This is a genomic window from Geodermatophilus sp. SYSU D00697 (genome assembly GCF_054050175.1).
Genome location: NZ_JBJGYV010000021.1, coordinates 1 through 11199 on the forward strand (window position 1 = coordinate 1; position 11199 = coordinate 11199).

The window sequence follows — 11199 nt, forward strand, 5'->3', positions numbered from 1 at the left end:
GGGGTTTGCCCGCGATATTCTTGGGAATTTTTTTTTTTTTTGTTGTGGACCAACCGGGGCCGCGGCCGCGCCGGGACCCCACACCGCCCCGCCCCCGCGGGCGCCCGCGGGAGGCACCACCGGGACCGAGGGGGCAGGAGTGGGTGACACGGGGGCTCCCGAGGGCGGGGTGTACGAGTGGTACCAGCGCGGGCTGCGACTGCTGGCCAACCGTGACCCGGAGGCCGCGGCGACCCTGCTCGCCCGCGCCGCCGAGGCCGAACCCGGGTCGCGCAGCCTGCTCGAGGCGCTGGCCCGAGCCCAGTACGACGCCGGCCGCTACGACGAGGCCATCGAGACCTTCAGCGAGCTGATCAGCCGCAACCCCACCGACGACTACGCCCAGTTCGGCCTGGGGCTGGCCGCCAGCCGGGCCGGTGACCTGGACCTGGCCGCCGAGCACCTCGCCCTCGCCGTGGCCATGCGTCCGGACGTGACCCACTACTCGCGGGCCCTGCGCGGTGTCCGGGCCCGCCGTTCGGGGGCCACCCCGTGACCGCCTGCGCCCTCCCGTCCCTGGCCGCCGGGACCGCGGAGCCGCCCACGTCGGTCTACGACGTGGCGCTGCTGGACCTCGACGGCGTGGTGTACGTCGGGCCGGACGCGGTGCCGGGTGTACCTGCCGCGCTGGCCGCGGCCCGGGCGGTCGGGATGCGGCTGGGCTTCGTCACCAACAACGCGGCGCGGCCTCCCGAGGAGGTCGCCCGGCACCTGACCGACCTGGGGGTGCCCGCCGCTCCCGGCGACGTGATCACCAGCTCGCAGGCGGCCGCCTCGGTGGTGGCCCAGCGGCTGGGGGCCGGTGCGCGGGTCCTGCCGGTCGGGGGGCCCGGGGTCGCCGCGGCGCTCCGAGCCGCCGGGCTGACCGTGGTCGAGCGCGCGGAGGACGACCCGGCGGCGGTCGTGCAGGGCTACGGGCGCGAGGTCGGGTGGGCGCAGCTGGCCGAGGCGGTCGTCGCCGTCCGCAACGGCGCGCAGCACGTCGCCACCAACACCGACGCCACGATCCCCTCGCCCCGCGGCCCTCTGCCGGGCAACGGTGCGATGGTCGGGGTGGTCGCCGGCGTCACCGGCCGGCCGCCGCTGGTGACCGGTAAGCCCGACCCCGCCATGCACGCCGAGTGCGTCCGCCGGACCGCCGCCCGCCGGCCCCTGGTGGTGGGGGACCGCCTCGACACCGACATCGAGGGAGGCCGGCGGGCCGGCGCGGACAGCCTGCTGGTGTTCTCCGGCGTCACCGATCCCGGGGCGCTGCTCGCCGCCGGGCCGCAGCGCCGGCCCGACCTGCTGTCCGCCGACGCCTCCGGGCTGCTCGACACGCACCCGGCCGTGGTGCGCGAGGAAGGCCGGTGGCGCTGCCGTGGCTGGTGGGTCCAGCCGGTGGGGGAGGGGAGTCGGCTCCAGCTGGGCTGCGACCCGAGATCGGGCGACCTCGGCGACGGCCTCGACGGGCTGCGTGCCCTCTGTGTCGCCCACTGGACCGGGCACCCCGACTCGGGTGTCCCGGCCGCCGTGCGGGCGGCCGACGAGGTGGCCGCGGCCGCGCTCGCGCGCTGGGCCCTGGGCGGCTGACGTGCCCGCCGTGCCCGTCGCCGAGGCCGGCTGAGGTCCGTCGATGCGCGGGACGCGGACGCCGGCTCAGAGCATCTTGCGCAGCCGCAGCATGTCGCGGAGGCCCGCCTCGAGCTTGACCCGGCCGGTCGCCCACGCCGGGCCGAACGACAGCTCCCCCTCGGTGAGTGCGACGAGGTCGTCACTGGCCATCGTCAGCCGGATGTCGGCCTTCTCCAGCGACTGGTCCTCCGGCTCGGCACGCAGTTCGTGGACCCGTCCCCGGGCCAGCCGCCCGCGGACCACCTGGCCGAGGTCGGGGAACCGGCAGGACAGGCTCCGGTCCAGGCCCTCGGCCGCCGGGCTGGCCGCCAGGTCACCGAGCACGGTCTTGAGGGCGGTCATGCACTGTTCCATCGTGGCCACGCGGGCAGGCCTCCACGGTGAGAAGGGACGGGGCGGGCGGAGGCTATCCCCGGTCGGCGGCCCGTGCCCGTCGTCCCCGGCCGGTAACCTCGCGGACCAGGGCCCGTCCCCGAGGAGCGCTCCCCGGCGAGCGCCCGCCCACCCCTGCGGCACGGCGCCGCGACCCTCCCACCCCGAGAGGCGCACGATGACCGAACCGAGTCGATCGCGACCGGTCCCGGGGCCTCCGCGGCCCGGTCCGCGTCCGTCGGGCGGTCCGGCGCCGGTCCAGGGCCCCGGCCCGGAGGTCCGCCCGCAGCAGGCGGCGACGGGCGAGCCCGAGCCGCAGGACGCCACGCTCCCCGCCGACCTCGACCGGCGGCCGGTCGCCGAGCACGTGGCCGTGTTCGAGGCCGAGCACGCGCGGCTGCAGCGCGAGCTGGCCACGATCGACGAGCTCTGATGGTCCGCCGCAGCAGGCTCGACGCGGAGCTCGTGCGGCGCGGGCTGGCCCGCTCCCGCGAGCACGCCGTCGCGCTGATCGCCGAGGGGCGGGTCGCCGTCTCCGGCCGGGCTGCCACGAAACCCGCCACGGGGGTCGACGCCAACACCCCCGTGGTCGTGCGCACCGACCCCGACGAGCCGAACTGGGTGTCCCGCGGCGCGCACAAGCTGCTCGGTGCCCTCGAGGCCTTCCCCGTCCCCGTCGAGGGCCGGCGCGCCCTGGACGCCGGCGCCTCCACCGGCGGCTTCACCGAGGTGCTCCTGAGCCGGGGAGCCCGAGAGGTGGTCGCCGTCGACGTCGGGTACGGCGAGCTGGCCTGGTCCCTGCGCACCGACGAGCGGGTCACCGTGCTCGAGCGCACCAACGTCCGCTCGCTGACCCCCGAGCAGGTCGGCGGGCCGGTGGACCTGGTCGTCGCCGACCTCTCCTTCATCTCGCTGCGGCTGGTGCTGCCGGCGCTCACCGCCTGCGCGACCGCCGGGGCCGACCTGCTGCCCATGGTCAAGCCGCAGTTCGAGGTCGGCCGTGAACGCCTGGGGGCGGGCGGGGTCGTGCGCGACCCGGCCCACCGCGAGTCCGCGGTGCTGGAGGTGGCCCGCGCCGCCGCCGAGCTCGGATGGGGGACGGCCGGCGTCGTCGCCAGCCCCCTGCCCGGTCCCGCGGGGAACGTGGAGTTCTTCCTGTGGCTGCGTCGCGACGCCGGGCCGCCCCGGGAGGGCGACGTGCACCGGGCCGTCGAGGAAGGACCATCGTGAGGGAGCGCGTCAGCGCACTCGTGCCGGCACCGTGGCCGGCACGCAGCACCGAGGAGGCACCGTGAGCGAGGTCAGTCCCACGCTGTGGGCGCCCAGCGGGAGCCGGCACGTCCTGCTCGCCGTCCACACCGGCCGGCAGGACATCGTCGAGCTCGCCCGCAGCTCCGCCGCCCGCCTGGCCAAGGCCGGCATCACCGTGCGGCTGCTGGAGGAGGAGGCGGCCGAGCTCGGCATCGAGGGCGCCGAGGTGGTGCCGGCCGACGCGGAGGCCGCCCGCGGTGCGGAGATCGTGATGGTCTTCGGCGGTGACGGCACCTTCCTGCGGGCCGCCGAGCTCGCCCGGTACAGCAACGCCGCGCTCATGGGCGTCAACCTCGGCCGGGTCGGCTTCCTCGCCGAGACCGAGCCCGAGGCGGTCGAGGAGACCCTCACCGCGATCGAGCGGTGCGAGTACTCCGTGGAGAAGCGGCTGGCCATCGAGGTCGACGTCCTCGACGCCACCGGCGCCGTCGTGGGCGGCACGTGGGCGCTCAACGAGGCGTCGGTGGAGAAGTCCGAGCGGTCGCGCGTCCTCGACGTCGTCGTGGCGATCGACGGTCGGCCGCTGACCAGCTTCGGCTGCGACGGGGTGCTGTTCTCGACCCCGACCGGGTCCACCGCGTACGCGTTCTCCGCGGGCGGCCCGGTGGTGTGGCCGGACGTCGAGGCCATGCTCGTGGTGCCGTCGAACGCCCACGCGCTGTTCGGCCGGCCGCTGGTCACCTCGCCGGACTCGGTGCTCACCGTGGCCATCCCGGCCGACGGCAACCGGGCACGGGTCTCGGCCGACGGCCGCCGGGCGCTGGAGGTCCCCGAGGGCGGGCGGGTCGACGTCCGCCGGGCCGCCCGGCCGGTGCGCATCGCGCGGGTCCACGCGACCACCTTCGGCGACCGGCTGGTGGCCAAGTTCGGACTGCCGGTCCGGGGGTTCCGCGACGCCCGCCGGCACGACCCCGGGCACGAGCTCACCCCCACCCGCAACGTGCTCACCCGCGGCTTCGTCGGCGGGGACCCCGGAGAGGAGGGCCGCGGTGGCGGCACGGACGACGACGCGTGACAAGCGGGCTGCCCGCGGGGCGACCCCCTCGGGCGACCCCGCGGCCGCCGGGCCGCAGCCGGTCGCCGCGCCGGGGTCGGCTGCCGGGAACGGACCTGCCACCGGGGACGACCGGCCGGCGACGCGCAACCGGCTGGGCCGGCTCACCGAGCTGCGCATCCGTGGCCTGGGCGCCATCGACGACGTCACCCTCGAGCTCGGAGACGGCCTCACCGTCGTCACCGGGGAGACCGGCGCCGGCAAGACGATGGTCGTCACCGGCCTGACCCTGCTCTTCGGCGGCCGTGCCGACCCCGGGAGGGTGCGCGCCAACGGCCGGGCGGGGGTCGAGGGTCGGCTGGCGCTGCCCGCCGACTCGCCGGTGTGGGAGCGGGCCGCCGACGCCGGCGCGGACCCCGACGACGACGGCAGTCTCATCCTCGCCCGCACGGTGAGCGCCGAGGGCCGGTCGCGCGCCCACCTGGGGGGCCGCAGCGTGCCGGTCGGGGTCATCGCGGAGATGGCCGAGGGACTGCTCGCCGTGCACGGGCAGAGCGACCAGTTGCGGCTCTCCCGCCCGGCCGAGCAGCGGCGGGCGCTGGACCGCTACGCCGGGCCGGCGCACCTGGAGCTGCTCGACCGGTACCGGACGGCGTACGCGCGCTGGCGGGAGCTCGTCGCCGACCTCGAGCGCCGCCGCGGCCAGGCCCGGGAGCTCGCCCAGGCCGCGGACGTGCTGCGGCACGGGCTCGAGGAGATCGACGCGGTCGCGCCCCAGCCGGGCGAGGACGAGGAGCTCGACACCCAGGCGCGTCGGCTCAGCGACGCCGACGCGCTCCGGGCCGCCGCCGACGAGGCCCGTACCGCGCTGGTCGGCGACGTCACCGGCGACCTGGGCGACGACCTGCCGCAGGACGCCACGGCGGCGCTGGCCATCGCCGAGCGGGCGCTGGCCGCCTCCGACGACCCCACCCTGGTGATGCTCGCGCAGGACCTCGCCGACGCCGTCGCCGTGGTCTCCGACGTGGCCGGCCAACTGGCCAGCTACGTCGCCGACCTCGACGCCGACCCCGCGCGGCTGGCCGAGGTCCTCGACCGACGAGCCGCGATCACCGCCCTGGTGCGCAAGTACGCCGACGTGGGGGAGGGCGTCACCGGGGTGCTGGCGTGGGCCGACGACGCCCGCCGCCGGCTCGACGAGCTCGACGTCTCCGACGAGGCGCTCGAGGCGCTCGAGGCCGCCCGCGACACCGCCCGGGCCGAGGTCGACGACCTCGCCGCCCGGATCTCCGAGGGGCGGCGTGCGGCTGCCGACGGGTTCGCCGCGGAGGTCGGCCGGGAGCTGGCCGGGCTGGCGATGAAGAGCGCCCGGGTCTCCTTCTCCGTCGACAGCGACCCCGGCGCGCCGGGCCCCGAGGGCGTCGACGAGGTGGCGCTGCTCATGGCCGCCCACCCCGGCGCGCCGCCGCGGCCGGTGCACAAGGGCGCGTCCGGCGGTGAGCTCTCCCGGGTCATGCTCGCGATCGAGGTGGTCTTCGCGGGGGCCGACCCGGTGCCGGTCATGGTCTTCGACGAGGTCGACGCCGGCGTCGGCGGCCAGGCCGCGGGGGAGATCGGCCGGCGCCTGGCGCGGCTGGCCCGCGACCACCAGGTCGTCGTCGTCACCCACCTGGCGCAGGTGGCCGCCTTCGCCGACACCCACCTGGTCGTCGACAAGTCCCCGGACACCGGTGCGGGCGTGACCGCCACCGACATCCGCGCGGTCGACGGTGAGGACCGCGTCCGGGAGCTGGCCCGGATGCTCTCCGGGCTCACCGACAGCGACACCGGGCAGGCCCACGCCCGGGAACTGCTCGCGGTCGCGGCGACCGCCCGCGCGGCGGCCTGACCGGGCACATCGCCCGGCCAGGCGAGATCAGGCGTGGCCGCGAGTCGGCCGGGGTAGGGGCTCGGTCGTGCGCAACCGATGCCTGGTCACCGCCGACCACCTCGCCGCCCGCCCGACCGCCGGTGCCGCCCGGTGAGCTGCTTCTCCTCCGCCGACGAGTCGGCGCACTACGGGTTCTCCGTCTGCATGCTGCTCCAGCACTACCGCGAGCAGCTGGGCTGGGAGCGGGAGGGGATCGTCGAGCTCGGCACCGGTGACGCCACCGCGATCGCCGACGTGGTGGCCGGCCTGCCGGAGCTGCGGGTGCGCAGCTTCGACATCAGCGCGCCCTCGGTCGAGCAGGCCCGTGGGAACATCGCCGCCCGCGGGGTGGCCGACCGGTACACGGTGGAGCTCGGCGACTTCTTCGACGGGGCCGACTCCGCGGGGGGTCCGCCGGTGTCGACGGTGATCGCCAACCCGCCCTACATCCCGGCGCCGGACCGCGACATCCTCATGCCGGAGCTGTGGGGCGGGGTGTACGGCAACGACCTGGCCCTGCAGCTGCTCAAGGCCGGGTACCGCAACGTGGTCGTCGCCGTCCCCAGCTACTCCGACCCGGAGACGACCGTGCGCACCGCGGGCGACCTGGGCTACCGGGTCGTCAACTTCCTGGCCATGGGCCTGGACTACGGCCCCTACAGCTCCGAGCCCAAGGTCCGGGAGCACATCCGCCGGCTGTGCGCCGAGGGCCGCGGGTGGACCGGGGAGGACGAGTACATGGTCGCCGTCGCGCTGTTCACCCAGGACCCGGACATCCCCGGTGACCGCTCCACCCAGCTGCTCCGCGCCCTGCAGATCGAGCTCTGAGGCCCCGGCGATCCTCGACCCCGACCGCGGCAGGGGGGCGGCACCTGGCCCCGGTACGTGCGGTGGGACCGCGATGTCACCGCGGTGCGGTCCTCCCGGACCGCGATGTCACCGCCGCTTGGCGTACCCCGCGAGGCCGAACTGCAGCAGCGCCAGCCCGCGCTCACCGCGGGCCCGCAGCTCCGCGGTCAGCTCCGGACCGGTGACGCCGGCCAGCACCCGGTCGCGGGCCAGCTCCAGCAGCGCCGCGTACAGGCCGAGCACCGAGTGGGCCGCCAGCCAGGGCGCCAGCTCCCCGGGCTCCGGCCGGGTCTCCTCGGCGATCAGCCCGGCCAGGGCGGTCGTCAGCTCGCCGAGGATCTCCCGCTCGCGCACCTGCAGGGTGTGGCTGCCGCGGATGATCCGCGCCATCTCGGCCACGCCGGCCGCCGCCTCGGGCGCCCCGAGGCCGCTCATGGCCCGGACGACGAAGGTGCCGGCCGCCGCGGTGACCGACTCGCCGGCCGGTCGAGTGCGCACCGCGTCGAGCAGCGCGGCCCGCATCGGCGGGTCGGCCTCGAAGACCAGCCCCTCCTTGACGGGGAAGTGGTTGAAGACGGTCTTCTCGACCACGCCCGCCCGCTGGGCGATCTCCACGACGCTGACCGCGTCGAACCCGCGCTCGGCGAACAGCTCCGCGGCCGCGTCCACGATCGTCGCCCGGGTCTGCTGACGGCGGCGCTCGCGCAGCCCCGGCCCACGCCGCGCGCGCCGCCCGCGCCGACCCCGTGCCGCCGGGTCGGCGGGTGCGGCGGCGGTGCCGGCCGCGGGGGGCGCGGGTGCAGTCGCGCCGGGCAGGGGTGGCGGGGGAGCCTCCTGCGAGGGCTCGTCCTCATCGGCAACCGGTGGGACGACGTCGGCGGCCGGGGCGTCCATCGGGGCGTCGGCGCGCAGGTCGTCGTCGTGGTGTGTCCGCCCGACCGCATGCGCCCCTGGTGTCACCCGCGCAACGCTAGACAGCGCCGCCGGGGACCCCGGTAGGGCCGCTGCGACCGGCGTGTCCGGCGTGTCGCGCTTGCCGAAGTGTCGGACACGGAGCGTGTGCGAGACGTTGCACACGTGCGTCGGACGGCGGCGCCGGAGCACCCCCGTGGGAGAGTGCAGGGATGCGCATCGGTTCCCTGCGTCGCGGCCGGGCACCCGAGGCGGCCCCCGGAGTGACCGGCACCGTGCGGCTGGACCGCCGCACGAAGAACCTCACCAAGCGGCTGCGGCCCGGTGACATCGCCGTCATCGACCACGTCGACATCGACCGCGTCAGCGCCGACTCCCTCGTCGCCTGCCGGGTGGCCGCGGTCGTCAACGCCTCGGCCAGCATCTCCGGCCGCTACCCGAACCTCGGCCCCGAGATCCTCACCAACGCCGGCATCCCGCTGGTCGACGACGTGGGCAAGGAGGTCCTCACCGCGGTCAAGGAGGGCGCCCACGCCCGCCTCGACGGGAACCGGCTGGTCCTGGACGACGGCACCGTGGTCGCCGAGGGCACCGAGCAGACCCCGGAGACGATCGCCGAGGCGATGGCCGAGGCCAAGGCCGGGCTGTCCACGCAGTTGGAGGCGTTCGCCACCAACACGATGGAGTACATGAAGCGCGAGCGCGCGCTGCTGCTCGACGGTGTCGGCGTGCCCGACGTGGTCACCCCGATCGAGGGCCGGCACGTCCTCGTCGTCGTCCGCGGCTACGACTACAAGGAGGACCTGCAGGCGCTGCGGTCCTACATCCGCGACTACCGGCCGGTCCTCATCGGTGTCGACGGCGGCGCCGACGCGCTCATGGAGGCCGGCTACCAGCCCGACATGATCATCGGGGACATGGACTCGGTGAGCGACGACGTGCTGCGCTCGGGCGCCGAGGTCGTCGTCCACGCCTACGCCGACGGCCGCGCCCCGGGCCTGGCCCGCGTCCAGGACCTCGGCGTCGACGCGATCACCTTCCCGGCCGCGGCGACCAGCGAGGACATCGCGATGCTGCTGGCCGACGAGAAGGGCGCCAAGCTCATCGTCGCGGTCGGCACGCACGCCACGCTCGTGGAGTTCCTCGACAAGGGCCGCGGCGGCATGGCCTCGACCTTCCTCACCCGGCTGCGCCTGGGCGGCAAGCTGGTCGACGCCAAGGGTGTGAGCCGGCTCTACCGCAGCCGCATCTCCACCACCGCGCTGGTCGTCCTGGTGCTGGCCGCGTTCCTCGCCATCGGGTCGGCCCTCGCGGTCTCGGCGGCCGGCCGCGTCTACTTCGACCTGCTGGTCGACCAATGGAACAGCTTCGTGTTCTGGCTGGAGAACCTCTTCTCGTGATCGACTTCCGCTACCACCTGGTCTCGCTGATCGCGGTCTTCCTGGCCGTGGCGTTGGGCATCGTCATCGGCACGACCGCGCTCAACCAGCCGATCCTCGCCGACCTCGAGACCCAGGTGGGTGCACTGACGCAGGACAAGCGCGACCTGGAGGACACCAACCGCGACCTGCAGGCCCAGCTGGACACCGGCGACGCCTTCGAGGAGGCGGTCGCCCCCGCCCTGGTCGCCGGCAGCCTCCAGGGCCGCAACGTCGTCCTCGTGACCACCGGCGAGGAGGTGGCCGCCGACACCGTCGACGAGGTCTCCACCCTCATCGGCCAGGCCGGCGGCACCGTGACCGGCACCGTGCAGCTCCAGCCCGAGTACACCGACCCGGCGACCGCCAGCGGCCTGCAGAGCTACGTCACCGGGCCGGGGCTGCCGACGGGGGTCACCCTCCCGGAGACCGACGACACCGGCCAGCTGGTGGCCGCGCTGCTGTCGCAGGTGCTCATGCGCCCGGTCGACGGGCCGGCTCCGGACACCGCCGCGCTGTCCTCGGTGCTCGCCGGGCTGTCCGCCCTGGAGGTGCTCACCCAGGAGTCGCCGTCGGTGACCCCGGCCGACTACGCCGTCGTCCTCACCACCGGGTCCTCTCCCGAGGAGGACGCCGAGGAGCGCGCCGACACCCTGGTCGACCTGGCGCTGGCCCTGGACGCGCGCGGGTCCGGCGCGGTGGTCGCCGGCGACGCCGACTCGGCGGGCGAGACCGGCCTGGTGGGCGTGATCCGTGCCGACCCCGAGACCTCTGCCGCCGTGTCCACCGTCGACAACGTCGACAGCGCGGCCGGCCGGGTCAGCACGGTCCTGGCGCTGACCCGGGAGCGCGAGGGCACCTCCGGCAAGTACGGCTCCGGCGAGGACACCCAGCCGGTGCCGCCGGTGCCGGCCGCCACCCCGTGACCCGCCGCGCGGACGGCGGCACGCGGCGCCGGGCGTTCCTCGCGCTCGGCGGCGCGGCCGCGGCACGGCTGGGCCTGGCCGCGGCGGCCGCGGTCACCGCCCGCCCGGCCGGCGCACCGTGGCGGCGCACCAACTACGCCGGCCGGCCGGTCACCCTGCTCGGCGGCCCGGCGCTGGCCGCCGCGGCCACCGGCAGCGCGGTCGCCGGCGCCTTCCCCGGGTGGCGGGCCGCGGCCGCGGTCGTCGGCACCGTCTCCGGGCTCGTCGGTGGCTACGACGACCTCGCCGGCGCCCGCCCCGAGCAGGCGCGCGACAAGGGGCTGGCCGGGCACCTGCGCGCACTGCGGGCCGGTCGGGTCTCGGCCGGCGCGGTCAAGGTCGCCGGCATCGGCGCCGCCGCCGCGGCCGCCGCGCTGCTCACGCCGCGCGGCCGGGGCGCCGGCGCGCTCGCCGACGCCGTCCTCACCACCGGCCTGGTCGCCGGCACCGCCAACCTGGTCAACCTGCTCGACCTGCGTCCCGGGCGGGCGGCCAAGGCCGCGGCGCTGGTCGCCGCCGCCGGTCTCGGCAGCCCGGCAGGGACCCTGGTGGCCGGGCCGCTCGGCGCGAGCCTCGCCGTCCTGCCCGCCGACCTGGGGGAGCGGGTCATGCTCGGCGACTGCGGCGCCAACGCCGTCGGCGCCCTGCTGGGCCTGCGGCTGGCCGCGCTGCCCGGCCGGCCGGCCCGGGCCTGCCTGCTGGCCGGTGTGGTCGCGCTGACCCTGGCCAGCGAGAAGGTCAGCTTCACGCGGGTCATCGAGGCGACGCCGGGGCTGCGGGAACTGGACCGGCTCGGCCGCCGGCCGGCGTGAGCGA

At 76.4% G+C, this 11199-nt stretch carries 12 protein-coding genes; 10 read left to right on the forward strand and 2 right to left on the reverse strand.

Translation table 11 applies throughout. From position 1 onward, the window contains the following. Together ACI79C_RS17565 and ACI79C_RS17570 are read left to right on the forward strand one after the other, a co-directional pair. The coding region (locus ACI79C_RS17565) for a tetratricopeptide repeat protein (protein WP_456946962.1) at positions 1-535 on the forward strand (535 nt) is incomplete at its 5' end. Continuing rightward, positions 532-1611, forward strand: coding sequence for an HAD-IIA family hydrolase (locus tag ACI79C_RS17570; RefSeq protein WP_456946963.1), 1080 nt, complete (start codon positions 532-534; stop codon positions 1609-1611). The genes ACI79C_RS17565 and ACI79C_RS17570, both read left to right, overlap by 4 nt. Before the next feature lie 66 nt (positions 1612-1677). Here the strand turns inward: ACI79C_RS17570 and ACI79C_RS17575 are convergent, their stop codons facing one another. Next, positions 1678-1995, reverse strand: a complete 318-nt coding sequence (locus ACI79C_RS17575) for an alkyl sulfatase C-terminal domain-containing protein (protein ID WP_456946964.1) — start codon at positions 1993-1995, stop codon at positions 1678-1680. A gap of 208 nt (positions 1996-2203) precedes the next feature. Here ACI79C_RS17575 and ACI79C_RS17580 point away from each other — a divergent pair, with 208 nt between their 5' ends. The 5 genes from ACI79C_RS17580 (at position 2204) to ACI79C_RS17600 (ending at position 7067) form a co-directional block, all read left to right on the forward strand. Then, a complete protein-coding gene (locus tag ACI79C_RS17580; protein ID WP_456946965.1) occupies positions 2204-2458 on the forward strand; it encodes a hypothetical protein in 255 nt (84 codons plus the stop codon). Further along, entirely contained in the window at positions 2458-3255 is a 798-nt protein-coding gene (locus ACI79C_RS17585) for a TlyA family RNA methyltransferase (protein ID WP_456946966.1), read from the forward strand. Before ACI79C_RS17580 ends, ACI79C_RS17585 begins: the two co-directional genes overlap by 1 nt. Positions 3256-3316: 61 nt before the next feature. Further along, entirely contained in the window at positions 3317-4351 is a 1035-nt protein-coding gene (locus ACI79C_RS17590) for an NAD kinase (protein WP_456946967.1), read from the forward strand. Next, positions 4326-6218, forward strand: a complete 1893-nt coding sequence (gene recN, locus ACI79C_RS17595; RefSeq protein WP_456946968.1) for a DNA repair protein RecN — start codon at positions 4326-4328, stop codon at positions 6216-6218. Before ACI79C_RS17590 ends, recN begins: the two co-directional genes overlap by 26 nt. Positions 6219-6350: 132 nt before the next feature. Then, entirely contained in the window at positions 6351-7067 is a 717-nt protein-coding gene (locus ACI79C_RS17600) for a methylase (protein WP_456946969.1), read from the forward strand. 108 nt (positions 7068-7175) lie between these two features. Here ACI79C_RS17600 and ACI79C_RS17605 read toward each other — a convergent pair whose 3' ends face one another. Next, the gene (locus ACI79C_RS17605) at positions 7176-8048 is read right to left on the reverse strand and encodes a TetR/AcrR family transcriptional regulator (protein ID WP_456946970.1); all 873 of its coding nucleotides are present in this window, start codon (positions 8046-8048) and stop codon (positions 7176-7178) included. A 164-nt stretch (positions 8049-8212) separates the two neighbouring features. Between ACI79C_RS17605 and steA the strand changes: the two genes are divergently transcribed. From steA to ACI79C_RS17620, 3 genes are read left to right on the forward strand one after another with little or no spacing between them, the layout of a single operon-like run. Next, complete coding sequence (gene steA / locus ACI79C_RS17610; protein ID WP_456946971.1) at positions 8213-9400, forward strand: putative cytokinetic ring protein SteA; 1188 nt, start codon at positions 8213-8215, stop codon at positions 9398-9400. After that, positions 9397-10344, forward strand: a complete 948-nt coding sequence (locus ACI79C_RS17615) for a copper transporter (RefSeq protein WP_456946972.1) — start codon at positions 9397-9399, stop codon at positions 10342-10344. Before steA ends, ACI79C_RS17615 begins: the two co-directional genes overlap by 4 nt. Beyond that, a complete protein-coding gene (locus ACI79C_RS17620) occupies positions 10341-11195 on the forward strand; it encodes a hypothetical protein (RefSeq protein WP_456946973.1) in 855 nt (284 codons plus the stop codon). The genes ACI79C_RS17615 and ACI79C_RS17620 overlap by 4 nt, the downstream gene beginning before the upstream one ends. Positions 11196-11199 lie beyond the last annotated feature (4 nt).